Origin of the sequence: Nocardiopsis eucommiae, assembly GCF_965344335.1 — a bacterium.
Taxonomy (GTDB): domain Bacteria; phylum Actinomycetota; class Actinomycetes; order Streptosporangiales; family Streptosporangiaceae; genus Nocardiopsis; species Nocardiopsis eucommiae.
In genome coordinates this window covers 12,650-36,538 of record NZ_CBDRIY010000029.1, presented here as the reverse complement: position 1 = coordinate 36,538, position 23,889 = coordinate 12,650, and the positions used below count along the sequence as shown (strand labels likewise).

The following is a 23,889-nucleotide window of genomic DNA, read 5'->3' as shown; positions in this document are numbered from 1 at the left end:
AGTGGCATAGATCACATAAGCGTGTTTTTCGAGGTCGCCATCCCGTGCCACAGGTCGGCAGACGGGTTTTATGGCGGTTAAACACGTTATCTGGTAGTGACATGCCGCCTGAACTGTGCGTTCATATCTCGGTAAGGTGGCGCCCCGACGTGAACCAGGTAGTGGTTTCGCCCGATTCGGGTGCGCACGGAGGGGGCTCTGCGCGGACCGGCTACCTGAAGTAACCGCTGGCTGAGCGCTGGGAATCGCACCCTGCTCGGCTTCGCGCCAGGGACAGCCCCCTTGAGGAGACCGTGCCAGTAGTACGCGCAGACCACCTGTACAAGGTGTTCGGTAAGCAGACGAAGGCGGCCGTAGAACGGCTCGCCGACGGCAGCCACCGCGACACCATCGCCGACCTCGACGTGACCGCTGCCGTCATCGACGTGTCCTTCGAGGTCCAACCCGGCGAGATCTTCGTCGTCATGGGACTCTCGGGATCGGGGAAGTCCACCCTGATCCGCATGCTCAACGGACTGCTCGACTCCACGTCGGGATCGGTCGAGATCGACGGCGTGGACATCACCACGCTCAGCCACAAGGACCTGCTGAAGCTCAGGGGCGAGAAGATCAGCATGGTCTTCCAGCACTTCGCCCTGCTTCCCCACCGGTCGGTGCTGGAGAACGCCGCCTACGGGCTGGAGCTGCGCGGGTTCTCCCGCGCCGAGCGCTTCGCCAAGGCCAAGGAGACCCTCGCCCTCGTCGGGCTGGAGGGTTGGGAGGACAAGCTCCCGCAGCAGCTTTCCGGCGGCATGCAGCAGCGCGTCGGCCTGGCGCGCGCCCTCGCCGCCGACACGGACATCATCCTGATGGACGAGGCCTTCAGCGCGCTCGACCCGCTGATCCGACGGGACATGCAGACGCAGCTCCTGGAGCTCCAGGAGACGCTGGGCAAGACGATCATCTTCATCACCCACGACCTGAACGAGGCCATGCGCCTCGGTGACCGGATCTGCGTGCTCCGCGACGGTCGCGTCGCCCAGATCGGTGAGGCGTCGGAGATCCTGAACTCGCCCGCGAACGAGTACGTCGAGCGTTTCGTGGAGGACGTGGACCGCAGCCGCGTGCTGACCGCCGCCGAGGCGCTCGCCGACGTCGCCGTCGACGCTGGCGCACCGCAGGTCGCCGCGGGCACCCTGGTCGCCGACCTGTTCACCAGCGTCGCCACCGAGAACCGCCTCCGGGTGGTCACGGCCGACGACGAGGTGCTGGGCATGGTCACCCGTGAGTCGGTGCTCGCCGCACTGGTCCAGGAGGTGGCCAAGTGACCCCCGTCGACTTCCCTCCGTCGTTGCCCATCGGTGACGGCTTCGAGGCGTTCAACGCCTGGCTGAAGAGCAACTTCGGGCTGTTCTTCGACCTCACCGGCGACTTCATCCGCTGGGCCGTCGCGGTCCTGTCCGGGTTCTTCGTGGAGCCGGCGGCCGGACAGCTCGCCTTCGTCGCGGCCGTGATCATCGCGGTCCCGCTGGTGCGCTCGCGCCGGGTGCCGCTGCTCGCCATCGTCGTGGTGGTGTCGCTCCTGTACATCGCGGAGGCGCAGTTCTCCCTGGTGACCGGCTTCATCAACAGTGTCCCGGGGCTCTTCGTCTGGGCCATGAACCTGTTCGACACGAACGTCGAGCCCACCTTCGTCGTCTCGCTGGTCTTCCTGATCGCGACGGCGGCCCTGGGCATGGTGGACCGCGCCAACCGGGTGCGCACGGGGATCGTCGCGGGCGGTTGGCTCGCGCTGGTGCTGCTGGGCTGGCTGGTCCTGCCCATGCTGGTCACCAACCCGATGTCCCTGCTGATGATCCTGCTGCTGAGCCTGCTCGCGCTCTCGGTGGCCGGATGGCGCCTGGGCGTCTTCGCGCTGCTCGCCCTGACCGTCGTGGCCTCCGTCGGCCAGTGGTCGAACGCCATGGACACCCTCGGCCTGGTCCTGGTGGCCAGCCTCATCGCGGTGGTCATCGCGATCCCGATCGGCATCCTGGCCGCCTACAACGACTACGTCAGCAAGGTCGCCAAGCCGGTCCTGGACCTGATGCAGACGCTGCCGGCGTTCGTCTACCTGATCCCGGCGATCTTCTTCTTCTCCATCGGCGCGGTGCCCGGTGTGGTCGCGACCATCGTGTTCGCGATGCCGCCCGGCGTGCGCCTGACGGAACTCGGCATCCGGCAGATCGACAAGGAGCTCGTCGAGGCGGGTGAGGCCTTCGGCGCTCCCAGGCGCAAGATCCTCACCGGCATCCAGCTCCCGCTCGCCCTGCCGACGATCATGGCCGGTGTCAACCAGGTCATCATGCTGGGTCTGTCGATGGTCGTCATCGCGGGCATGGTCGGCGCGGGCGGCCTCGGCAGCCAGGTCTACCAGGGCATCACGCGTAACGACGGCGCGCTGGGCTTCGAGGCCGGAATCGCCGTGGTCATCCTGGCGATCTTCCTGGACCGCCTGACCGCCGCCGTCACCCGCAAGAGTCCTCAGGCCAGTGTCAGCAGTTCCTGACCCCGGTCTTCTTCGAGCAGTCCTGATGGAAGGAATCAGATGTACAGCCGTAAGCGCATGATGGGTCTGGCCGCGGCCGGTATGAGCGGGGTCCTCCTCCTGACCGCCTGTGGCGGCAACGGTGAGGACCTGACCGGCGGCTCCGGCGAGGGCCAGGGCGGCTCGGGCACGGGTGACGACCTCCAGGACGTCAACATCGCCCTGATCGCCTGGGAGGAGGCGATCGCGGTCACCCACATGTGGGAGGCCATCCTGGACGAGAAGGGCTACAACGTCGAGGTCACCGACGTCGACGTCGCCCCGATGTACCAGGGCGCCGCCAACGGTGACGTGGACCTGTTCCTGGACACCTGGCTGCCCGCCACCCACCAGCAGTACTGGGACGACTACGGGGACCAGCTGGAGGACCTCGGCTCCTGGTACGACAACGCGATCCTCACGCTGACCGTCCCCACCTACATGGAGGACGTCAACTCGATCCCCGACCTCCTCGACCACGCGGACGAGCTGGACAACCGGATCGTCGGCATCGACCCGGGCGCCGGTCTCACCGACACCACCCAGAACTCCGCGATGCCCGGCTACGAGCTGGACGACGACTTCGAGCTCGTCACCTCCTCGGGTGCGGCGATGCTCGCGGAGCTGGACTCCGCGATCGCCGAGGAGGAGCCCATCGTCGTGACGCTGTGGCGTCCGCACCCGGCCTACGCCAAGCACGACCTGAAGGACCTTGAGGACCCCGAGGGCCTCATGGGTGACGCCGAGACGATCCACGCCGTGGGCCGTGACGGTTTCGGCAACGACTACCCGCAGCTCTCCTCCTGGCTCGAGGGCTGGGACATGAGTGACGACGAGCTCGCCAGCCTGGAGGCGCTGACCGTCGGTGACGACGTCGACGACCCCGACGCCGGCGCCCGTCAGTGGCTCGCCGACAACCCCGAGTTCCTGGAGCGCACCCTGGGCGACGACGCCGAGGGCCTGAACTTCTAGAACCCAGAGTGTGGCACCCGTCACGGGGTGTACCACTCGTCCCCTTTGATGGGGTAGACATACGATGACGGCCGCCTTCACCGAGTGTGGGGGCGGCCTTCGTCTGGGCGAAGTCCCGGAGCCGGTACCGAGGGCCCCCTGGGCTCCCCCCTCTCCTCGGTCGGCTCCGCACGTGTGCGTAGCGAGGGAAACGAATACATGAAGGTCGGACGTAGGCGAGGAACGGGGCTGGCCGCCGCCGGTCTGAGCGGCGCGCTTCTGCTGTCCGCCTGCTCGGGGGACTCCGAGGGAGCGGATGAGGACCTGCGGGAGGTCGACATCGCGTTGATCCCCTGGGAGGAGGCGGTCGCGGTCACCCACATGTGGGAGGCGGTCTTGGAGGAGAAGGGGTACGACGTCACCGTCACCGAGGTCGACGTCGCCCCGGCCTTCCAGGGGGTGGCCGACGGCGAGCTCGACCTCTACCTCGACATGTGGCTTCCGGTCACCCACCACGAGTACATGGAGAAGCACCGGGACGACATCGAGAGCCTGGGCTCCTGGTACGACAACGCCGTCCTCACTCTCGCGGTCCCGGAGTACGTGCGGGACGTGCGGGAGATCGACGACCTCCCGGCGCACGCGGACGAGCTCGGGGGCACCATCGTCGGCATCGAGCCGGACGCGGGCCTGACCCAGGTCACGCGTGACCAGGCCATGCCGCTGTACGGGCTGGACGGGGACTTCGAGCTGGAGACGTCGTCGGGCGCGGGGATGATGGAGCGGCTGGACGCCGCGATCGCGGAGGAGCGGCCGATCGTCGTGACGCTGTGGCGTCCGCACCCGGCCTACGCCCAGTACGACCTCCGGGACCTGGAGGACCCGCAGGGCGGCATGGGCGGCACGGAGGGGCTGCACTCGATCGGTCGCGCGGGGTTCGCCGAGGACTACCCCGAACTGGCCGAGTGGCTGCGCAACTGGACCATGGACGACGAGGAGCTGGCCTCCCTGGAGGCGCTCACGGTCGGCCCCGGGGTCACCGACCCCGCGGCCGGGGCGCGTCAGTGGCTCGCCCAGAACCCGCTGTTCCTGGAGCGCACGCTGATGGAGGACGCCGAGGGTCTGGAGTTCTGACCGGTCCGGACACGACGACGGGGCCGTCTCCCCTCCGGGAGTCGGCCCCGTCGTCGTGCGGTGCGCGGGGATCAGGGGGCGTAGTAGCCGCCCTGGGCGCCGCCGACGCTCCGCTGGTTCGCCTGGCCCGTGTCGCGCCTGGGCAGCACGTAGGCGGACAGGAGCCCGCCCAGGAAGCCGAACAGGTGCGCCTGCCAGGAGACGCCCGGGTGCTGGGGCAGAACCCCCCAGATCATCGTTCCGTAGAAGATGACCACACAGATCATGATGACGATGTCGACGGTCCGACGTTCGATGATGCCGCGCAGCACCGTGTAGCCGAAGTAGCCGAAGACCAGCCCGCTGGCGCCCACCGTCACGACGTGTGAGGGGGTGAACAGCCACACGCCGACGCCGCTGACGACGGCGACGATCAGCGTGGTGAGCAGGAACCGGCCCAGGCCGCTGAAGGCGACGAGGGCGCCCAGCACCAGGAACGGCAGTGAGTTGCCGATCAGGTGGGCGAAGTTGCCGTGCATGAAGGGCGCGGTCAGCACGGTCCAGGGTGCGTCGGCGTTGCGGGCCTGGATTCCGAACTGCCGGTCGAGGTGTCCCCCGAGCGGGGTGTCGAGGATCTCCAGGACCCACATGGCCGCGAGCATCCCCGCGACGGTCAGGATGGCGGTGATTCTGGACTGCTTCACCCCATCGAGACTAGATGAAGCTGCCTTGCGTCGGTATGTTCCTGGGGCGCGTGTGGGCGAAATGATCTGTTGTGTTCACAGATGACTGCTCTGTCGCGACCGCTCAGGGGAGCTCGCGGGAGCGTCAGGAGGACAGGGAGCGCTTGCGCGGGGGGATGCCCGCGACGGCCATGAAGGCCTCCACCTTCGCCGGGTTGGTCATCCCGGTCAGCGGCAGGTAGGTGCGCGAGGTCCGGCGACTCTTGAGCGAGGGGAAGCGCTTGGGGCGCCCGGTGTGGTCGCACAGGCCGAGGGAGCGGATCCGGCCGGGAAGCACGTAGTAGGAGCCGATGTCGATGAAGGGCACCCGCACGACGTAGGCGCCGCGCCGGTAGCGGAACTCGTCCTCGGTGACCTCCAGTACCGGGGCCTTGATCCGGTGTCCGTCGACGGCCGAGGCGGCCCCGAGGAGCCCGAGGAGGACGCCGAGCACGATGTTGGCCCAGTGGGTGGGGTCGACGGCCACGACCACGGCGCCCAGGGCCAGCAGAGCGTAACCACCCCACAGCTCCACGTACTTACGGCCGACGGGGCAGACCAGGCGGACCGGTTCGGACACGGCGGATGCCTCTCTCGCTGGGCGGGGCGCTGAGGATGACGGAGGTCGTCACTGGGAACCCTATCCGCTTCGTGGGTACGGGCATCGCGGTTTCGGTCATCTCGTGCGTGGAGTTCAGGACAGGCGCAAGGAGGTTTCCTCCCCCGTGTCGCTTTCCATGGAGTGATGACCGGGTTATCCCATGAATTGCTCTCCGGGAGAGGTGAGGTGGGGAGGGGTGGTATTAGATGTCCTCGGGTGCATGTATGGAGCCGTGTGTGAAGTTTGGGTCGTTTGTCCTGTTCTCTCTCGGTAGTTGCGTGCTTCGAGGCCGTAGTTAAACGTCGTTTACGTTTGTGTCTTTGCTCTGGAAGCCCTTGATTGAACCCGAATACTTTTCCAGTGTGTCCGAATCCCGCTGGCCTGGGCCCCTGTTCCACGTGTCCGCTTGACCTGGCATGATGTGGGGATGTCCTGGTTGTTGCCGGTGTATTGAGAGTGCGTGACTCGTTCCGGCTCGCCCGGGCGCGGGCCGGTTGCGGATGGGTCACGAAATCGGCATTGGGGCTATACAGACATTTCCCTTAATGGTCTTCTAATCGACTAATCGCCTAGTTTTGGTGGGTTGTGCCCCGTGGGCGCCCACCCCGTGGCCTGTTCGCATGAGTGATCAAGGGTGTGACTATGTTCAAGCGCCGAAAGACGTTGGCACTCGCCGCCGCGGCGACGTCAGCGGTCATGGTGGCCAGCGGCTGTGGAGGAGGAGGGGGTGACGGTGGCGACGGCGGAGCCAAGGAGGTCACCTGGGTCATCAACAGCCTCCCCGGCGCCTGGCAGGCCACCAGCCTCGCCGGCGGCAGCGTCTACGTGATCCAGATGCTCTCCGGTGTGCTCCCCTACACCGGACAGTGGCAGCCGGACGCGACCTACGAGTACGACATGAACGTCCTCGCGGAGGAGCCCGAGCTCATCAACGACGACCCCGACGAGGGGCCGTTCGAGTGGTCGATCACCCTCGCCGAGGACGCCGTGTGGAGCGACGGCGAGCCGATGACCGGTGAGGACCTGCGCGTCTCCTGGATGCTCGGCACCTCGCCCGACGAGGGCTACTGCGGCGGCTGCGACCCGCGCGCCGCCGCGAGCTTCGACAAGGTCGAGTCCGTCGAGGTCGACGGCAAGACCGCCACCTTCCAGCTGAAGGAGGGGCTGGCCGACCCGGAGTGGATGGGCCTGTTCGACGCCCACAGCCAGGCCGGCGGCTTCCTGCCCGCCCACCTCGCGGAGGAGAACGGCTGGGACGTCGACGACGCCGACCAGCTGGGCGAGTTCTACGACTGGCTGCACGCCGAGCGCCCCGAGTGGTCCGGCGGCCCGTACATGATCACCGCCGGGGACCTGGAGAACGAGGTCGTCAAGGAGCCGAACCCGAACTACTTCGGTGAGGCGCCCGCGCTCGACAAGATCACCATGCCGTACAACACCGACGAGGGCACCTTCGTGAACGCCTTCGTCAACAGCGAGATCGACGGGGGCAACCCGGCGGACTACAGCGAGGACGTGATCCTCCAGCTCCAGGACGTCGCCAACGCCGAGGTGACCGTCGCCGAGGGCGCCACCTGGGAGCACGTCGACCTCAACCTGAAGAACGAGACGCTCCAGGACGTCGAGCTGCGCCGCGCGATCTTCACCGCGATCGACCGCGACGACATCGCCAACCGCAACTTCGGCGCCGGCTACCCGGACTACGAGCTGAAGAACAACCACGTCTTCGGCAGCGACAGCCCCTACTACGTCGACCACTTCGAGGGCGAGACGCAGGGCACCGGCGACCTCGACGAGGCGAAGAGCATCCTGGAGGAGGCCGGTTACGAGCTCGACGGCGGAACCCTCACCCTGGACGGCGAGGAGATCGGCCCGTTCCGTCTGCGCAGCACCGACTCCACCGTGCGCAACACCTCGGTCCAGCTCATCCAGGCCCAGCTCTCCGAGATCGGCATCACGACCAACATCGAGATGACCGACGACCTGGGCGGCATGCTCGCCGCGACGGAGTACGACATCGTCCAGTACGGCTGGTCGGGCTCCCCGTACTTCACCAGCAACCCGGAGCAGTTCTGGCACTCCGAGAGCGGCAGCAACTTCGGCGGCTACTCCAACGACGAGGTCGACGACCTGGCGGGCGACGTGGCCAACGCCCCCGACCTGGACACGGCGGCCGAGCACGCCAACGCGGCCATGGAGATCCTGGTCCCGGAGGCCTACGTCCTCCCGATCATGGCGGAGCCGAACTACTTCTTCGCCAACTCCGACCGCCTCGTGAACGTCCACGACAACCTTCAGTCCAGCTACCGAGCCACCTACAACATCGGTGAGTGGGACGTCGCCAGCTAGTCAGGCGAACCACCCAGGTCCGGCCCCGGGACACCCTCCCGGGGCCGGACCGGTCCTCGTCCACCCCTGAAGGATCACTCCCATGCTCGTTTACACGATGCGGCGCATCCTGGGCGCGCTCCCCGTCCTGGTCCTCGCATCCATCCTCACCTTCGTGATGATCGACGTCTCCGGTGACCCGCTCGCCGACATCCGGATGGCCCAGCCACCGCCCACAGAGGAAGTACTGCAACAGGCGGAGGAGCGGCTCTACCTCGACCGCTCCATGCCGGAGCGGTACTGGCTGTGGGTGACCGGAATCGGCGGAAACGGCGACATCGGACTGCTCCAGGGGGAGTTCGGCCCCTCCACCCAGGGCCCCCACTACGACATCGGCACCGCCATCGCGGAACGCCTGTGGACCACCCTGCGCCTGGTCGGCGCGTCCATGGTCTTCGCGCTCGGCCTGGCGATCATCACCGGTGTGATCAGCGCGCTGCGCCAGTACTCCAAACTCGACTACACCCTCACGTTCGTCGGCTTCCTCGCCCTGGCCCTGCCGACCTTCTGGTTCGCGGGCATCATGCAGGCGGCCGGGGTCAAGTTCAACCAGCTGGTGGGCGACCAGGTGTTCGCCACCATCGGTGACGGGCGGTTCCGAGCCGAGGGCGCGCCGCTGTGGGACCAGTTCCTCAACGCCTTCGCGCACATGGCGCTGCCCACGATCGTGCTCATGCTGATCAGCTTCGCGTCGTGGAGCCGCTACCAGCGCACCTCGATGCTGGAGGTGATGAACAGCGACTACGTGCGCCTGGCCCGGGCCAAGGGCCTGCGCAACCACACGGTCATCCGGCGTCACGCCCTGCGCACCGCGCTCATCCCGCTGACCACCGTGGTGGCCATCGGCGTCGCGGGCGTCATCGACGGGGCCATCCTCACCGAGGTGGTCTTCCAGTGGCGCGGTCTGGGTGACTTCTTCATCACCGCGGTGGACAACAACGACTCCTTCGCGCTGATGGGATGGCTGCTGCTCAGCGGCACGATCGTCATCCTGGCCAACCTGGTGGCCGACCTGTTGTACGCCGTGCTGGACCCGAGGATTCGCTATGAGTGAGAACGGCATGTCGAAGAGCGCGCGCCGTGACCCGGCGAAGAAGCGGAAGAGGAGCAGCGCCGACCAGACCCAGCTCCAGACCATCCTGATCCGGTTCACCCGACACCGGCCCGCGATGATCAGCCTGGTGCTCCTGGCGGTCATCGCCCTGTTCGCGTTCGTCGGACCCTTCCTCTGGGCCTGGGACCACACGGTCTACAAGGAGATCCCCAGCAACCAGCCGCCGTCCGGGGCGCACCCGCTGGGCACCTCGGCCGCCGGACACGACGTCCTCGGCCAGCTCATGCGCGGCGCCCAGCAGACGCTGAAGGTCGCCTTCACCGTCTCGCTGCTGTCCACCGCGGTCGGCTCCGTGTGGGGCGCCACCGCCGGGTACTACGGCGGCCGGGTGGACGCGTTCATGATGCGCGTCGTGGACATCTTCCTGATCGTCCCGCTGCTCGTGGCCGCCGCGGCGATCGCGGGCAACAGCGGGGCCGGGACCTCGTGGTCCGCGATCGCGCTGATCATCTCGATCTTCTCGTGGGCCACCATCGCCCGCGTGGTGCGCGGCGTGGTCCTGTCCCTGAGGGAGCAGGAGTTCGTGGAGGCGGCCCGCGCGTCGGGGGCCTCGGCACCGTGGATCATCCTCCGGCACCTGCTGCCCAACGCGGCCGGACCGATCATCGTCGCCGCCACCCTGCTGGTGGCCGTGGCCATCCTCGCGGAGGCGGGCATGTCCTTCCTCGGCCTGGGCATCCAGCTGCCGGACATCTCCCTCGGCCAGATGATCGGCAGCGCGCGCACGGCGGTGTCCACGCGGCCGTGGCTGTTCTATCCGCCGGGTGTGCTGCTGGTGCTGATCTGTCTGACGATCAACTTCATCGGTGACGGCCTCCGGGACGCCCTCGACCCACGACAGACCAGGGTGCGGCGATGACGACTGAGTACGAGAACAAGGGAAACACCGCCGTGGCGGACACCGACGACGTGGTGCTGGAGGTCAGCGACCTCAGCGTCACCTTCCCCTCCGACGACGGCCCGCTGCCCGCGGTCCGGCAGGTCTCCTACAAGGTGCGCCGGGGCGAGGCCCTGGGCATCGTGGGGGAGTCGGGGTCGGGCAAGTCCGTGACGTCCATGGCGATCATGGGCCTGCTGCCCAGGAACGCCCGGGTGGAGGGTTCGGCCCGGCTGCTGGGCCAGGAGATCATCGGGCTCGACGACAAGCAGATCAGCCAGGTCCGGGGGCAGAGGATCGCGATGATCTTCCAGGACCCGCTGACCTCGCTCAACCCCGTCTACACGATCGGGTACCAGATCGCGGAGGCGGTGCTCGCCCATCGGAAGGTGAGCAAGAAGGTCGCCATGGCGCGGGCGCTGGAGCTGCTGGAGATCGTGGGCATCCCGTCCCCCGAACAGCGGCTCAGGCAGTACCCGCACGAGCTGTCCGGCGGCATGCGCCAGCGCGTGGTGATCGCGATCGCGATGGCCAACGACCCGGACGTGATCATCGCCGACGAGCCCACGACGGCGCTCGACGTGACCGTCCAGGCGCAGGTGCTGGACGCCCTCCAGCGCGCTCGCCAGGAGACCGGGGCCGCCCTGGTGCTCATCACCCACGACCTCGGCGTGGTGGCCGGGCAGGTCGACCGGGTGGGCGTGATGTACGCGGGCCGGATCGTGGAGATGGGGTCGGTGGAGGAGGTCTTCTACCGGCCGCGCATGCCCTACGCGCTGGGACTCCTCGGCTCGCTGCCGCGACTGGACGGCGACCGGGGCGACCGGCTCACCCCCATCCTCGGCACCCCGCCCTCGCTGCGGGACCTGCCGGGCGGCTGCGGGTTCGCGCCGCGCTGCCCCATGGCCAGGGAGCGCTGCCACGAGGAGGAGCCCCGGCTGCTGGCCATCGAGAACGGGTCACCGGAGCGTGAGACGGGCGACGGGCTCTCCGGGCACACCGCCGCCTGCCACTTCAGCGAGGACCTGGTGGGCGCGGAGGCGGGCGACCTGTTCCGGGCCACCTCCGTGGACACCGAGGGCGTGGGATCCGTGGCCGAGGTGGAGGCGGCCGAGTCCCAGGTGGCCGAGGCCCGCGAGGGGTACCGGGGGGAGGCGGACGAGGAGGGCTCCCGCGCGGCCTCCGACACGGCCGGACCCGAGGTCCTGCTCACCGCCACCGACCTGGTCAAGCACTTCCCGATCCGTTCCAAGGGGTTGTTGCGGCGCAGGGTCGGCGCGGTGCAGGCGGTCTCCGGGATCTCCCTGGACCTGCGCGAGCGGGAGACCCTCGCGCTGGTGGGCGAGTCCGGCTGCGGCAAGTCCACCACGGCGCGGCTGCTGCTCAACCTGATCAAGCTCACCTCGGGCGAGGTCACCTACCTGGGACAGCCGCTGCACGGCCTGTCCGACCGCAGGATGCGGCCGCTGCGCAAGGACCTCCAGCTGGTGTTCCAGGACCCCTTCGCCTCCCTGGACCCGCGCATGACGGTCGCGGACATCATCGCGGAGCCCATGCGCATCCACGGGTCCGGGCACCGGGACGCCCGGAGGCGGGTGTCGGAACTCCTCGAACTGGTGGGGCTCAACCCCGAGCACGGGTCGCGGTACCCGCACGAGTTCTCCGGGGGCCAGCGGCAGCGCATCGGCGTGGCCCGGGCGCTGTCGCTCAACCCGAGGGTGCTGGTGCTGGACGAGCCGGTCTCGGCTCTGGACGTGTCCATCCAGGCGGGCGTGATCAACCTGTTGGAGGACCTCCAGGACGAGCTGGGGCTGTCCTACCTGTTCGTGTCGCACGACCTGTCGGTGGTCAAGCACATCGCGGACCGCGTGGCCGTGATGTACCTCGGCAAGATGGTGGAGACGGCCACGACGGACCAGCTGTTCAGCTCGCCGGCGCACCCGTACACCCAGGCGCTGATCTCGGCGATCCCGCTGCCGGATCCGGTCAAGGAACGGACCCGGGAGCGGATCACCGTCACCGGTGACATCCCGAGCCCGGCCGACCCGCCCTCGGGCTGCCGGTTCCGGACGCGCTGCCCGAAGTTCGCCAACGAGCTTTCGGACGCCGAGCGCACCAGGTGCGTGGAGGAGCCGCCGGACCTGAGGGACCGGGGCACCGGGCACCGGGACGCGTGCCACTACTCGAAGGCGATCGAGCTCATCTAGGCGCCGCACACGGGGCGGGCCGGGGAATCCCCGGCCCGCCCCGTCCGTGTGTGCCCCGTTTGAGACGCCCCTTTTGCCATCGAACCGCCGGTGGCGTCCTGGCGTGGAGTGAAACGGTCGGTTACGTTCTCCTGGCATGCTCCCGATCGGTCCTTCCGGAGGAGACACATGACCCCCGCACCCCCACGCCGTTGGCTGGTCGCCCTCGCCGCGGCCCCGCTGGTGGCCCTCGCCCCGGTCGCGCCCGCCTGGGCCGACACCGCCGAGCCCGCCCAACGCGCCGCCGACCTGCGCGCCGACCTCGACACGATCCTGGCGAACCCCGTGCTGGAGGGCGCGACCTCCGGTGTGGTCGTCACCGACGCCGAGTCCGGAGAGACGCTCTACTCGCGGGACGCGGACACCCCGCTGCTGCCCGCCTCGAACACGAAGCTCTTCACGGCCGCCGCCGCGCTGGAGGTGTTGGGGGAAGACCACACCTTCGCCACCGAGGCCGTGGTGGAACGCCGCCCGGGCCGAGGAGACGTGCCCGAGCTCTACCTGGTCGGCGGTGGTGACCCGACCCTGAACACCGAGGACCTCGACTCCCTCGCCGCCGACGTGGCCGCCTCCGGGGTGACCTCCGTAGGCGACGTGTTCGCCGACGACTCGTGGTTCGACGAGCAGCGCCTCGTGGACGACTGGTGGCCCGAGGACGAGCCGTACGCGTACTCGGCGCAGATCTCCGCGCTCACAGTGGCCCACGGCGAGCGCTACGACACCGGCGTCACCGAGGTGACCGTCACGGCCGCCTCCGCGGGTGCTCCCGTCCATGTCGACCTGGGCGACGCCGAGGGATATGTGGAACTCGACAACCGCGCCGTCACCGCCCCGGCGGGGCAGGGCACCGGGATCACGGTCGACCGCCCGGTGGGCACCAACACCGTCACTGTCACCGGGTCGCTCTCGGTGAACGCCGGACCGGTGGTGGCGCTGCGCACCGTGGACGAGCCCGCGGGGTTGGCCGGGCACCTGTTCGCCCAGGCCCTGGAGGAGAACGGGGTCGCCGTGAAGGGCGGGGTCGCGCGGGGTGAGGTACCCACCGAATGGCACCGGCCCCGAGTGGTGGGGGAGCACACCTCCATGCCGCTGAGCGAAGTCCTGGTCCCGCTCATGAAGTTCAGCAACAACGGGCACGCGGAGATGCTGACCAAGACCCTCGGCCGCGAGGTCGCGGGCGAGGGTTCGTGGGAGGCGGGTCTCGCCGCCGAGGACACCGCGCTCCAGCAGCTGGGCGTGGACACCTCGGACCTGGTCCTCACCGACGGCTCGGGTTTGTCGCGGGGCAACCTGGTCACCGCCAACACCGTCGTCGACCTGCTCGACAGCGCCCAGGACGCTCCCTGGTACGAGGTGTGGCACCACTCGCTGCCGGTGGCGGGCGACAGCGACCCGTTCGTCGGGGGCACGCTGGCCAACCGGATGCGCGGCACCGCCGCCGAAGGAGTGGCGCAGGCCAAGACCGGCACGATGACCGGGGTGAGCGCCCTGTCGGGCTACGTGCAGGGCCCGGACGGCGGCGAGCTGTACTTCAGCGTCGTCAACAACGGCCACACCGGCGGCGCGCCCCTCGACGTGCAGAACGCCGTGGTGGTCCGGCTGGCCGAGCACCTGGGCAACCAGGCCCGTACGGGCACGGTCACGCAGCGCGCCGAGGTCACCGACGGCGGCGAGATCGAGTGCTCATGGGAGCTGACCTGCTGATCCGCTGACCGAACCGAGGGCCCACGGGAGGCAGGCCCGTGGGCCCCTCGTGTGTCCGGAGCGCAGCGAACCCAGACGAGGTACGCCGGTCCGGGCGAAGTACGCCGGTCCGGGGGCGAAGTACGCCGGTGCGGGGCGGGTTCACCTCCGCCCGCTCCTCCGGCCCGGGGACGCGTGCGGCCGGACGGACGGGACGGGGCCGCGGGGACCTCGGTTCGGCGGCGCCGGTCGCGGGCGGTGACGCGGGCGCGGGGGTTGTCCACAGGCTGGGGACCGGGGCTGTCGGTGGGTGCCCGGGGGTGACAGTGTTGAGGTCTCCCCACCCTCCTCCGGCTGAAGGACGTTGATGGAAACACTGACCGTGACCTCGGTGTTCGGCATGGTCGTCAGTCAGGTCGTGTCGCTGGTCGTCCTGGTCCTGGTCCTGTTGGGCCTGGGCAAGCTCGCGAGTCGGCTCATGGACGTGCCGTTCAACCTGCCGAGGCTGGCCCTGGCGGCGTTGGTCGGGGCACCTCTGGGTTCGGTGGGCGCGATCCTGGCCTACTACGGCAGCTTCGAGGCGCTGAACTCCCTCGAACCGGCCGACATGGAGGACCCCGGGTACATGTCCCTGATGCTCTTCGCCATGGCGGTGGGCGCCATGCTCGCCTTCGTCGGCCTGGAGCTGTTGCTGCCCCGGGGCACCCGCTTCCGGCCGCTGGCCATGGTCCGGGAGGCCAGGAACTGGTTCGGGCGGCTCGGCAGGTACCGGCGCATCCTGTGGATCCTGGCCCGCCACGGTCTGGGCGGCTACGTGCTGGGCGGGAGGAAGGGGATCGAGGACACCTCGGTCCAGCGGCGTCTGGCGCGTTCCCTGGCCCGGTCCATGGAGGAGGCCGGGGTGGTGTTCGTGAAGCTCGGGCAGGTGCTGGCCACCCGGCGGGACCTGCTGCCACCGGCCTTCGTGGAGGAGCTGGGCCGTCTGCACAGCGAGGTGGCCAAGGTGCCCTTCGAGCGGGTGCGCGAGTGCGTGGAGGGCGAGCTGGGGCGCCCCCTGGAGGAGGTCTTCGCCGGGTTCGACCCCGAGCCCCTGGCCGCCGCCTCGATCGCGCAGGCGCACCCGGCGCGGCTCCACGGGGGCGAGGAGGTCGTGGTGAAGGTGCAGCGGCCGGGGATCGTGCCGGTGGTCCGGCGGGACCTGGACATCATCCGCAGGCTGGCCCGCCGCTTCGACGAGCACACCGACTGGGGGCCCGCGATCGGGGTGCTCGAACTGGCCGACGGGTTCGCCGAGGCGCTGTTGGAGGAACTCGACTTCGAGGTGGAGGCCGCCAACATCGCGGCGGTCGCGGACGCCACGGGTGGTACGCCGGTGCGTATCCCGCAGGTGTACGAGGCCTACACCAGCCGTCGGGTCCTGGTGATGGAGCGCCTGCACGGAACCCAGGTGGGTGTCGGTGACCTCTCGGTGGAGGAGGGGGAGCGCCTCGCCAGGGTCCTGCTGGACTGCCTGCTGGAACAGGTGCTGATGAGTGGGATCTTCCACGCCGACCCGCATCCGGGCAACATCCTCGTCCTCGACGAGGGCGGTGTGGGGCTGTTGGACTACGGGTCCGTGGGGCGCCTCGACGCCCGGACCCGGGAGGCCCTCCAGATGATGCTCCTGGCGATCGACCGGGGCGACGCGGTCCTGCTGACCGACACCCTGCTGGACGTCGTGGACGATCCGGGGGAGATCGACGCCGAGCGGCTGCGGAGGTCCCTCGGGCAGTTCATGGCGCGCTACCTGCACGGGGGCGCCACCGCGAGCATGCGGATGTTCACCGAGCTGCTGATGCTGGTCACCCGGTTCGGGCTGGTGCTGCCCGGGGAGCTGGCCGGGGTCTTCCGCGCGCTGGCCACGCTGGAGGGGACGCTGGTCCACCTCGCGCCGGGGTTCGACACCGTGGCGGAGGCCAAGCGGTACGCGGGGGCCAGGATGTCCGAGCAGCTGGGAACGGGGAACCTGCGGGAGATGGCGTCTGCGGAGCTGATCGCCCTGCTGCCCACCCTGCGACGGCTGCCGCGCAGACTGGACCGGATCACCGACCAGCTGCACAAGGGCCGGTTCACGGTGCAGGCGCGGTTGTTCGCCCACCCCGAGGACCGAAGACTCCTGCGCTCGGTGGTGTGGCGTGCGGTGATGACGGTGCTCGCCGTGGTCACCGGGTTCATGTCGGTGGGGCTGTTCAACGTCACCGAGGCACAGGGGGTGTCCTGGCCGGACCTGGCCACGCACACGAAGGCGCTGAACCTGTTGGCGTGGGTGCTGCTGGCCGCCACGGCGATGTTCGTGCTCCGGCTGCTCGTGGACATGGTCCGGGACGGTGACCGGCGGAGGCGGTGACCAGCCGCTGTCCTGAGGAGGTGGTGACCGGGCGGTGGCCGGGGAGACGGAGGTCAGCCGGTGATGAGGCGGCGCAGCACCCGGTGCACCTCGTCGGCGTCGGGCGGCGGGCTGGTGGTGCAACAGCACAGGAAGTAGCCGTTGGCCGCCGCGGCCACCCCGGCCCTGACCTCGGGATCGGGGAGGTAGGGCACGAGGAAGGCGTCCACCGCAGCCGTCCAGCGGTCGGTCTGCTCCCGCAGGGCGGGACGGCGGGCGGCGAGGAGAAACAGCTCCATCTCGGCGAGGGCGTGCGTGCGGTCGGTGCCGGTGCCCTCCGCGATGAGGACGGCGAAGCCGCGCAGCGCCTCGGCGGGGTCGTCGGGGAGGGTGTCCATGTGCTCGACGTAGGAGTCGTTCACCCTGGTGAGGGCGGCGACCAGGAGGTCGTCCACGCAGGAGTAGTAGTAGGTGACGGTGCTGGGCGGGACCCCTGCCTCGGCCGCCACCCGCCGCTGGCTGACGGCGGCGACACCGTCCCGCGTGATGACGTTCATGGTGGCGTCCAGGAGCAGCCGACGCCGCAGCTCGCCCTTGCGTCGGCGGCCGTCGCTGATGTTCTCCGGGTCCTCCGGCTTGGTACTCACGCCACCATTTTGCCGGTCAGTGCTGTCCTCCCATCTCCAGGGCCATGACCCCGGCGATGACCATCGCGATGCCGCCCACCTGGATCCAGGTCAGGGACTCCCCGAGGAAGACCACCCCGATCACGGCGAGGAGGGCCACCCCCAGCGCGGCCCACACCCCGTACGCGACCCCGAGCGGCATGCCCCGGTTGAGGGTCTGGGAGAGCATGTAGAACGCGCCGACGTAGCCCACGACCACGAAGATCGAGGGCAGGAGCCGGGTGAACCCCTCGGAGAGTTTCAGGGAGGTGGTGGCGAAGACTTCCAGGACGATCGCTCCGGCGAGCCAGAACCAGGGCATGTGTTTCCCCTTGTCACGGGAGGGGTCGGAGTGACCCCGAATAAGTTGGCCGATCGAACAGGTTTCTCGGGAGAAACAACCTGAGCGAGTGAACAAGATTCTATGTCGGGCATGATGGTCAGGGCAAGCGGAGACGCCCTTCCGGACGGCCGCAAACCCCACCCCCCGGTGGTCCGGCCCCGTACCCCCGGGGTGTATTCTCAGCCGTTCCGGGCGCGGCAGGTGGGCCGTTCCGGATAACCGCTCTATACCGATGCGCACGAGTTCAGAACCTTTTCCGTGCCGGAGCGTCTTACTCAGAGCAGTAGGTCGGGTTCGAGTTTCAGCTATGGAGGTCCAGACGTGACGGGGAAGTCCCACCCGGCGGTGACGCGTCGGTTCGGCATCGGTCTGGTGGCGCTCGCTCTCGCAGCGACCGCCTGTACGTCCGGTGACGCCGAGACGCAGAGCAACGCCGATCCCGCCGACGCCGAACCGGCCGAGCTGAGCATCACTCCGGAGGCCGGCGGCGAGGAGATCGCGCCCAACACCCCCATCCGGGTCAACGCGTCGAGCGGAGTCATCACCGACGTCAGGGTCGACCAGGTCGTGGTCGACGAGGCGGCGGCCGAGGGCGAAGGTGACGGTGACGGCGACCTCTACGCCATGACCGGCACTCTCAACGAGGACGAGACGGAGTGGGTCAGCGACTGGAACCTGCGCCCCGGCTCGGAGATCGTGGTGACCGCCACGGCGGCGAACGAGGCCGGTGAGGAGACCGAGTTCACCACCGAGTTCACCACCCAGGAGGCCGCCCCCGGCCAGCGCCTCGAACTCGTCTCCAACTTCCCCAGCTCCGGCGACACCGTCGGTGTCGGCATGCCCGTCGTGATCAACTTCGACCTGCCCGTCACCAACAAGGCGCAGGTCGAGAACTCCATGAACGTGGTGGCCGAGCAGGAGACCGTCGGCGCCTGGAACTGGGTCACCGACCAGATGGCGGTCTTCCGGCCCGAGGAGTACTGGGAGCCGTACCAGAACGTCACCGTGGACCTGAACCTCGCGGGCGTCGAGGCGTCCGAGGGTGTCTTCGGGGTGCGCAACTACCAGATCGACTTCGAGATCGGCCGTGAGCTGATCGCGACCATGCACGTGCCGGACCACGAGATGATCATCGAGATCGACGGCGAAGAGGAACGCGTCATCGAGGTGAGCAACGGGGCGGCCAACCGTCGCTTCGACACCACCACGACCGGCACCCACGTGATGATGGAGCGCTACGAGCAGCTCACCATGGACTCCGCGACCGTGGGCATCCCCGAGGACGCCCCCGGCTCGTACCTGGTGGACGTGCAGTACGCGGTCCGTACCTCCAACAGCGGCGAGTTCGTGCACGAGGCGTCCTACAACAGCGCCATCGGCTCGGCCAACACCTCCAACGGTTGCACCAACCTGCGGATGGACGACGCCCAGTGGTTCTTCAACAACACCCTCATGGGCGACATCCTCGACACGACCGGCACCGACCGCGAGTTCGAGTGGGACAACGGCTGGGGCTACTGGCAGAAGTCCTGGGACGAGTGGCTCGAGGGCAGCGAGACCGCCGAACCGCAGTCGACCACCGACGGGACCCCCGGCTCCGTGCACGGCGAGGACCTGTAGTCCGGATCCGGTCCGGAGGCGCCGGTAGTCACGTCCAGGGGCGTCAGGGTGCGAACGGCACCGTGGCGCCCCTCGCGCCGTCCGGGGGTGCTCAGCGCCCGGCGGCCTCGTGGTGGGTGAGCCGGGCGACGACGGCCTCCACCACCAGCTCGGTGACGGCGGCCATGTCCACCGCCTCCGGGTCCAGCAGCCACTGCACCTGGAGTCCGTCCATGGCGGCGAGTACCGCGGTGGCCGCCGCCCGAGCGGGGGTGTGGCCGTGCGGGCCCGGCGTGCTCGCGGCCTTCCGGTGCTCGGGGCCGATCCGGTCCAGGACCGCCGCCTCCGCCTCCTCGCGCAGCACGGAGTAGCGTTCCCGGAACCACTCCTGGGCGGGGTGTTCGGCGGTGGCGCTCTCGGCGGAGAGCACCGCGTACAGCCGGGTGGTACCCGGGCGTTCGGCGTTACGGCGGGCGGTGGTGACCAGGTGGTCGAGCATGCCGCTGCCCTCGGGCGCCGGGTCGTTGGTGTCGCGTAGCTCCAGGACGGCCGTGAGCAGGTCGGTCTTGGAACCGAAGTGGTGCAGCACCCCGGCGGGGTCATGTCGAGCATCGCCGCGATGTCCGCCAGCGAGGTGTTGTGGAAGCCCTGCGTGGCGAAGACCTCGGCGGCGGTGCGCAGGATCCGTTCGCGCCGGTTCACCCGCCGACGGGGTACGCCTTCCGGCGCCCGCTCCTCCTCCGAACGCGTCCGCGTGGGGGTCGTCTCGCTCATGCCTGTTCTCCACTTCCTCGTACCGCTCGGGTACTCCGGACCGGACACCGGAGGTGCTCGACCGTTCCCCACGCTATCCACGGCCCCCGGCGGTTCCGCCTCTCCCGGGGTCGTTCGGGCTCAGACCGGAAGGCCGCAGAGCGGGTCGGCGCAGGTGATCAGCTGACGTCCCATGAGCAGTTCGGGCCGTGCTCCGTCCACGGACAGGATGCGCACGGGCGCGTACCCCGAGGGGTTCGCGGCGCTCATGTGGATCGGGAGGTCCCGAGGGGCGAGGGGTCCGGCGCAGGCTGACGTACGCGCCGAGCAGCTGGCCGGGGACCAGGGGGAGGGCGGTGGTCGCCAACAGGACGAACGGGTGACGGGCGTAGTGGGCCAGGGGGAACCACAGGACGGAGCCGAGGGTGCGCGGGAGCCGGGGATGCGACACGAGGCCTCAGGGGGGAGGGGGATCGGGGCGGGGACAGACTACCGGTGGCCGCTGATCTCGCTGAGCCGTTCCGTGCCCCGCCCCGCCCCGTCGTGTCGGCGGCCGGTCGGTGCCGGCACCCGGTTCACGTCGCACTGGAGACGCGGCGACGGAAGAGCGTGTAGTCGGCGCCGCCCTCGAAGGTGGTGCTGCTCAGCCGCTCGAAGCGGGCGGGATCGAAGGCGGCCCCCTCGAAGAGGGGGCGGCCGTGACCGGCGACGACGGGGTAGCGCTTGATCATGAGTTCGTCGATCTCCGGGAGCAGGTATCCGGCCATGATCGGGCCGCCGACGATGACGATCCCCAGGGGACCCTCCTCCTTCTTGAGTTCGCGGACGGTCTCCAACGGGTCCGTGGCCACGACGGTGACGTTGGGGTCGATGTCGGTGGGCAGGCTGCGGGAGAAGACGATCTGGCGCATGTGGTCGTAGGGGCTCGTCACGCCCTCGTCCAGGGCGACCTGGTAGGAGCCGCGGCCCTGGAGCATGGTGTCGAAGTGCTTGTTGGGAACGTCCAGCCCCAGCGCGGCGCGCGCCACGGTGGGAAGGAGTTCGGGGTACTCGTCGACGTGGAACCGGCCGTTGTCTCCGAGCTCGCCGCCCGGGTCGGGGGCCTCGTAGAAGTCGTACGAGTTGTCGGGGCCGCAGGCGTAGCCGTCGATCGATACCGCGACGAAGTAGGTGAGGGTTCGCATGTGTCTCCTGGGAAGGGGTACTCCTGCGGCCGATTAACCACTAAGCTTGAAGTACTTCGATTAAAGTACTTCACACATAGTGGTTTGCCAAGCGGTCGCACGAGATTTCCGCACACGAAGGGAAGAACGCATGGTCAGGAACCCTGAACGGCGTGCCGCGCTGCTCGACGCCGCCATCGACGCGCTCGCTGAGGAGGGCGCGCGGGGGCTCACCTACCGCGCCGTGGACACCCGCGCGGGTGTGCCCGTCGGCACGGCCTCCAACTACTTCACCAGCCGTGAGGACCTGCTCGCCCAGACCAGTGTCCGCACCTACGAGCGGTTCATGCCCGAACAGGAGGAGTGGGCCAACGTGCTGGAGGGCCCCCGGACCCGGGCCAAGGTCGCGGAGGTCATGCGCGCCACGGTCACGCGTATGGCCGCGGACCCCAACGTGTACCTGGCCACGCTCGAACTCCAGCTGGAGGCCACCCGCCGCCCGGAGTTGCGCGCCGACCTCACCGCCCGGGTCCGCGCCGACCTGGACGCCAACATCGCCTTCCACGAGCAGAGCGGCATGCCCGGCGGCCGGAGGACGGTGGTGGTCCTGTACCTGGCGCTGAACTGGCTGGTCACCGAGCACCTGACACTGCCCGGAGTGCTGGCGGCCGAGGGAAGCCTGGAGGGGCTGGTGGATCTGGTCGTGGACCAGCTCACCCTGGAGGGCTGAGGCCCGCAGCCCGACGGGCGCGGGGCCGCCACGCCCCGCGCCGGAGGCGGATCACCAGGCGCGGACGCCGATCGGGGCGGGCAGGCGCTCGGGCAGCCAGGTCCACGTGCCGTCGTTCTCGGTGAACCGGCGCTGGACGCGGCTCACCTCCCCGATCGGGTTGCTGAACACCTGCCGCCAGTCGCCGGCCGCGCGCTCCTCCAGGTAGAGGCTGCTCGCGTCGGTGCGTAGGCGCACCGCCTGGAGGGTGCGGGAGGAACCGTCGTTCAGCTGGATGCGGTAGTAGGCCATGGGAGTCCCCTGAGTGTCGTCCTGAAGGTGAGGACGGTGGAGTCCGGAACGCGCGCTCGAAGCTGGAGGATCTGTCTCCCGGGAACGGCGGGACCCCGGGGTGGTCCGCGAGGTCGAGCCGAGGGTGTCGGCGCGGGGCCAAGGGCGGGAAACAGGCGCGGGTGCCGGGGCACCGTGCTGTCCGCGTGTTCGGACTCTACTCCCGCCGGTGCGACCACACAGCGTGAACAGGGGAATCCGAAGTGAAATCGGGGAGAACGGTCTCCCTCGTTCAGCCGGTCTCCTTGGAGAGCCTGGCCCTGGCCTCCATGAGGGCGAAACCCAACAGGTTGCGACCGCGCCAGAAGCGGGGGCGCTCGGCGTTCTCGTGGGAGCGGCCCAGGCCGATGCCCCAGATCCGGTCGCGGGGGCTGGCCTCGACCAGCACGCGCCGCCCGGTGCCGAGCAGGAACGCGCGCAGGTCCTCGTGCTGGCCGAACTTGGCGACACTCCCCTGGACGACGATCTCGAAGCGCTCCCGTTCCCAGACCTCCTGGTCGAAGCCGCGGACCTGGCGGCCGATCACCTTGGCGTCGCGCGGGTGTCCGGCCGCCACGATCCGGTCGGCGGCCTCGGGGTCCCCGAAGAGCCGCGCCTTCCCGGCCATCATGTAGTGCTCGGCGGTGCGGTAGGTGGTTCCGTCCACGGTGAAGTCGGCGGGCCACCACTGGGAGAGGCAGCTCGACGACACCCCGCTGGGCGGCGGCTGGTGCCCCCAGAAGTGCAGGTACCTGACGCGGCCCTCGACTCGGAGCAGGTCTGCCACGGACCTCGCGTCGGCGGGGTGGTGCTCTTCGTCCATGGCGGCAGTCTGCCAGCATCCGCCGACGTTCCGGCGGGTGCCGATCAGTCGAACTGGAACGACCGCTTGGCCAGCCCGTGCCAGAAGCCGTCCACCGTGGACGTGGCGGTCCGGTGGTCCTCCAGTCCCGCGCCGAGCGCGACGAACAGGGGCGCGAAGTGGTCGCTGCGCGGGTGGGCGAGGGCCGCGGCCGGGGCCTTGTGCCGGAAGTCCAGGAGCGCGTCGACGTCGTGGTCCAGGACGGCCCGGTGGGTCCAGTCGTCGAACTCGACCGACCAGGAGGGCGCGTCCCCGTGGGTCCGCCGGGACATCTCCCGGAGGTTGTGGGTGGTGAAACCGCTGCCCATGATCAGTACGCCCTCGTCGCGCAGGGGCGCGAGGCGGCGCCCGAGTTCGAGGAGGCGTGCCGGGTCGAGCGTGGGCATGGAAACCTGGAGGACCGGGATGTCGGCTTCCGGGTACATCTCCTTCAGCGGTACGTAGGCGCCGTGGTCGAGGCCGCGGGTGGGGTCCTGGTGGAGGGTCTCACCTGGACCAGTGGTGAGTTCGCGGACGCGCTCCGCGAGTGCCGGAGCACCCGGGGCGGCGTAGGTCACGTCGTAGTAGCGTTGCGGGAAACCCCAGAAGTCGTAGGTCAGAGGGGTGTCGTCCGTGGTCGCGCCGATGGTGAGCGGTGCGTCCTCCCAGTGCGCGGAGACGACGAGGATCGCCTTCGGGCGGACGAGGTCACCAGACCAGTCGGCCAGCTGGCGGGTCCACTCGGTGTCGTCGGCCAGGGGTGGTGCGCCGTGGCTCAGGTACAGCGTGGGCATGCGTGTCGCCATGGCGGCGCCTCCGGGTTCGGGGTGATGGTCCGTGTCCGGTAGAAACACAATTGAACGCTCAAGTATTTCAGGGGG

The 23,889-nt window shown here is 69.3% G+C and carries 21 protein-coding genes and 1 pseudogene; 12 read left to right on the top strand and 10 right to left on the bottom strand.

What is annotated here, in order from left to right; translation table 11 throughout:
- Positions 1-293: 293 nt before the first annotated feature.
- The 4 genes from ACRWK8_RS18540 to ACRWK8_RS18525 all read left to right on the top strand — a co-directional run bounded on the left by ACRWK8_RS18540 (position 294) and on the right by ACRWK8_RS18525 (position 4,630).
- Positions 294-1,307, top strand: a complete 1,014-nt coding sequence (locus tag ACRWK8_RS18540) for a quaternary amine ABC transporter ATP-binding protein (RefSeq protein ID WP_431871807.1) — start codon at positions 294-296, stop codon at positions 1,305-1,307.
- The gene (locus ACRWK8_RS18535) at positions 1,304-2,527 is read left to right on the top strand and encodes an ABC transporter permease (RefSeq protein WP_378735922.1); all 1,224 of its coding nucleotides are present in this window, start codon (positions 1,304-1,306) and stop codon (positions 2,525-2,527) included. The genes ACRWK8_RS18540 and ACRWK8_RS18535 overlap by 4 nt, the downstream gene beginning before the upstream one ends.
- Positions 2,528-2,566: 39 nt before the next feature.
- A complete protein-coding gene (locus ACRWK8_RS18530) occupies positions 2,567-3,517 on the top strand; it encodes a glycine betaine ABC transporter substrate-binding protein (protein WP_378735924.1) in 951 nt (316 codons plus the stop codon).
- A 198-nt stretch (positions 3,518-3,715) separates the two neighbouring features.
- The gene (locus ACRWK8_RS18525) at positions 3,716-4,630 is read left to right on the top strand and encodes a glycine betaine ABC transporter substrate-binding protein (RefSeq protein WP_378735926.1); all 915 of its coding nucleotides are present in this window, start codon (positions 3,716-3,718) and stop codon (positions 4,628-4,630) included.
- Between the two features lie 71 nt (positions 4,631-4,701).
- On the opposite strand, the gene ACRWK8_RS18520 is transcribed toward ACRWK8_RS18525, so the two are convergent.
- Both ACRWK8_RS18520 and ACRWK8_RS18515 read right to left on the bottom strand, forming a co-directional pair.
- A complete protein-coding gene (locus tag ACRWK8_RS18520) occupies positions 4,702-5,313 on the bottom strand; it encodes a rhomboid family intramembrane serine protease (RefSeq protein ID WP_378735928.1) in 612 nt (203 codons plus the stop codon).
- A 124-nt stretch (positions 5,314-5,437) separates the two neighbouring features.
- On the bottom strand, positions 5,438-5,911 hold the full coding sequence (locus ACRWK8_RS18515) for a hypothetical protein (protein WP_378735930.1): 474 nt from the start codon (positions 5,909-5,911) through the stop codon (positions 5,438-5,440).
- Between the two features lie 663 nt (positions 5,912-6,574).
- Between ACRWK8_RS18515 and ACRWK8_RS18510 the strand changes: the two genes are divergently transcribed.
- The 6 genes from ACRWK8_RS18510 (at position 6,575) to ACRWK8_RS18485 (ending at position 16,626) form a co-directional block, all read left to right on the top strand.
- Entirely contained in the window at positions 6,575-8,281 is a 1,707-nt protein-coding gene (locus ACRWK8_RS18510) for an ABC transporter family substrate-binding protein (protein ID WP_378735932.1), read from the top strand.
- An 82-nt stretch (positions 8,282-8,363) separates the two neighbouring features.
- Positions 8,364-9,374, top strand: a complete 1,011-nt coding sequence (locus tag ACRWK8_RS18505; RefSeq protein ID WP_378735934.1) for an ABC transporter permease — start codon at positions 8,364-8,366, stop codon at positions 9,372-9,374.
- Entirely contained in the window at positions 9,367-10,293 is a 927-nt protein-coding gene (locus ACRWK8_RS18500) for an ABC transporter permease (protein ID WP_378735936.1), read from the top strand. The genes ACRWK8_RS18505 and ACRWK8_RS18500 overlap by 8 nt, the downstream gene beginning before the upstream one ends.
- Positions 10,290-12,518: an ABC transporter ATP-binding protein gene (locus ACRWK8_RS18495; RefSeq protein WP_378735938.1), complete on the top strand. Its 2,229-nt coding sequence runs from the start codon at positions 10,290-10,292 to the stop codon at positions 12,516-12,518. Before ACRWK8_RS18500 ends, ACRWK8_RS18495 begins: the two co-directional genes overlap by 4 nt.
- A 168-nt stretch (positions 12,519-12,686) precedes the next feature.
- Complete coding sequence (gene dacB / locus ACRWK8_RS18490; RefSeq protein ID WP_431871802.1) at positions 12,687-14,261, top strand: D-alanyl-D-alanine carboxypeptidase/D-alanyl-D-alanine endopeptidase; 1,575 nt, start codon at positions 12,687-12,689, stop codon at positions 14,259-14,261.
- Positions 14,262-14,607: 346 nt separating this feature from the next.
- Positions 14,608-16,626 (top strand): ABC1 kinase family protein, encoded by a 2,019-nt coding sequence (locus tag ACRWK8_RS18485; protein ID WP_378735942.1) that lies wholly within the window; start codon positions 14,608-14,610, stop codon positions 16,624-16,626.
- 53 nt (positions 16,627-16,679) lie between these two features.
- On the opposite strand, the gene ACRWK8_RS18480 is transcribed toward ACRWK8_RS18485, so the two are convergent.
- Positions 16,680-17,252 (bottom strand): TetR/AcrR family transcriptional regulator, encoded by a 573-nt coding sequence (locus tag ACRWK8_RS18480; protein ID WP_378735944.1) that lies wholly within the window; start codon positions 17,250-17,252, stop codon positions 16,680-16,682.
- 16 nt (positions 17,253-17,268) lie between these two features.
- Positions 17,269-17,592: a DMT family transporter gene (locus tag ACRWK8_RS18475; RefSeq protein WP_378735945.1), complete on the bottom strand. Its 324-nt coding sequence runs from the start codon at positions 17,590-17,592 to the stop codon at positions 17,269-17,271.
- Between the two features lie 342 nt (positions 17,593-17,934).
- On the opposite strand from ACRWK8_RS18475, the gene ACRWK8_RS18470 reads away from it, so the two are divergent.
- Positions 17,935-19,233 carry an Ig-like domain-containing protein gene (locus ACRWK8_RS18470; protein WP_431871799.1) on the top strand — a complete coding sequence of 433 codons (1,299 nt, stop codon included), beginning with the start codon at positions 17,935-17,937 and terminating at the stop codon, positions 19,231-19,233.
- Between the two features lie 91 nt (positions 19,234-19,324).
- Here the strand turns inward: ACRWK8_RS18470 and ACRWK8_RS18465 are convergent.
- The 3 genes and pseudogenes from ACRWK8_RS18465 to ACRWK8_RS18455 all read right to left on the bottom strand — a co-directional run bounded on the left by ACRWK8_RS18465 (position 19,325) and on the right by ACRWK8_RS18455 (position 21,149).
- Positions 19,325-19,986 (bottom strand): annotated as a pseudogene (locus ACRWK8_RS18465) (TetR/AcrR family transcriptional regulator).
- A gap of 120 nt (positions 19,987-20,106) precedes the next feature.
- On the bottom strand, positions 20,107-20,235 hold the full coding sequence (locus ACRWK8_RS18460) for a hypothetical protein (protein WP_378735951.1): 129 nt from the start codon (positions 20,233-20,235) through the stop codon (positions 20,107-20,109).
- Positions 20,236-20,540: 305 nt separating this feature from the next.
- On the bottom strand, positions 20,541-21,149 hold the full coding sequence (locus ACRWK8_RS18455) for a dihydrofolate reductase family protein (RefSeq protein ID WP_378735953.1): 609 nt from the start codon (positions 21,147-21,149) through the stop codon (positions 20,541-20,543).
- 130 nt (positions 21,150-21,279) lie between these two features.
- Between ACRWK8_RS18455 and ACRWK8_RS18450 the strand changes: the two genes are divergently transcribed.
- On the top strand, positions 21,280-21,858 hold the full coding sequence (locus ACRWK8_RS18450) for a TetR/AcrR family transcriptional regulator (RefSeq protein WP_378735955.1): 579 nt from the start codon (positions 21,280-21,282) through the stop codon (positions 21,856-21,858).
- A 51-nt stretch (positions 21,859-21,909) separates the two neighbouring features.
- On the opposite strand, the gene ACRWK8_RS18445 is transcribed toward ACRWK8_RS18450, so the two are convergent.
- The 3 genes from ACRWK8_RS18445 to ACRWK8_RS18435 all read right to left on the bottom strand — a co-directional run bounded on the left by ACRWK8_RS18445 (position 21,910) and on the right by ACRWK8_RS18435 (position 23,814).
- The gene (locus tag ACRWK8_RS18445; RefSeq protein ID WP_378735957.1) at positions 21,910-22,149 is read right to left on the bottom strand and encodes a hypothetical protein; all 240 of its coding nucleotides are present in this window, start codon (positions 22,147-22,149) and stop codon (positions 21,910-21,912) included.
- Between the two features lie 271 nt (positions 22,150-22,420).
- Positions 22,421-22,990 carry a riboflavin biosynthesis intermediates N-glycosidase gene (gene ybiA / locus ACRWK8_RS18440; protein WP_431871795.1) on the bottom strand — a complete coding sequence of 190 codons (570 nt, stop codon included), beginning with the start codon at positions 22,988-22,990 and terminating at the stop codon, positions 22,421-22,423.
- 44 nt (positions 22,991-23,034) lie between these two features.
- A complete protein-coding gene (locus ACRWK8_RS18435) occupies positions 23,035-23,814 on the bottom strand; it encodes a dioxygenase family protein (RefSeq protein ID WP_378735961.1) in 780 nt (259 codons plus the stop codon).
- Positions 23,815-23,889 lie beyond the last annotated feature (75 nt).

What these genes read in the sequence shown, in the direction of transcription:
- ACRWK8_RS18510 (WP_378735932.1), top strand. Translation starts at nt 6,575, where the DNA reads ATGTTCAAGCGCCGAAAGACGTTGGCACTCGCCGCCGCGGCGACGTCA.
- ACRWK8_RS18450 (WP_378735955.1), top strand. Translation starts at nt 21,280, where the DNA reads ATGGTCAGGAACCCTGAACGGCGTGCCGCGCTGCTCGACGCCGCCATC.
- ACRWK8_RS18485 (WP_378735942.1), top strand. Translation starts at nt 14,608, where the DNA reads ATGGAAACACTGACCGTGACCTCGGTGTTCGGCATGGTCGTCAGTCAG.
- ACRWK8_RS18435 (WP_378735961.1), bottom strand. Translation starts at nt 23,814, where the DNA reads ATGGCGACACGCATGCCCACGCTGTACCTGAGCCACGGCGCACCACCC.
- ACRWK8_RS18500 (WP_378735936.1), top strand. Translation starts at nt 9,367, where the DNA reads ATGAGTGAGAACGGCATGTCGAAGAGCGCGCGCCGTGACCCGGCGAAG.
- ACRWK8_RS18475 (WP_378735945.1), bottom strand. Translation starts at nt 17,592, where the DNA reads ATGCCCTGGTTCTGGCTCGCCGGAGCGATCGTCCTGGAAGTCTTCGCC.
- ACRWK8_RS18505 (WP_378735934.1), top strand. Translation starts at nt 8,364, where the DNA reads ATGCTCGTTTACACGATGCGGCGCATCCTGGGCGCGCTCCCCGTCCTG.
- dacB (WP_431871802.1), top strand. Translation starts at nt 12,687, where the DNA reads ATGACCCCCGCACCCCCACGCCGTTGGCTGGTCGCCCTCGCCGCGGCC.
- ybiA (WP_431871795.1), bottom strand. Translation starts at nt 22,990, where the DNA reads ATGGACGAAGAGCACCACCCCGCCGACGCGAGGTCCGTGGCAGACCTG.
- ACRWK8_RS18530 (WP_378735924.1), top strand. Translation starts at nt 2,567, where the DNA reads ATGTACAGCCGTAAGCGCATGATGGGTCTGGCCGCGGCCGGTATGAGC.
- ACRWK8_RS18495 (WP_378735938.1), top strand. Translation starts at nt 10,290, where the DNA reads ATGACGACTGAGTACGAGAACAAGGGAAACACCGCCGTGGCGGACACC.
- ACRWK8_RS18455 (WP_378735953.1), bottom strand. Translation starts at nt 21,149, where the DNA reads ATGCGAACCCTCACCTACTTCGTCGCGGTATCGATCGACGGCTACGCC.
- ACRWK8_RS18525 (WP_378735926.1), top strand. Translation starts at nt 3,716, where the DNA reads ATGAAGGTCGGACGTAGGCGAGGAACGGGGCTGGCCGCCGCCGGTCTG.
- ACRWK8_RS18445 (WP_378735957.1), bottom strand. Translation starts at nt 22,149, where the DNA reads ATGGCCTACTACCGCATCCAGCTGAACGACGGTTCCTCCCGCACCCTC.
- ACRWK8_RS18460 (WP_378735951.1), bottom strand. Translation starts at nt 20,235, where the DNA reads ATGAGCGCCGCGAACCCCTCGGGGTACGCGCCCGTGCGCATCCTGTCC.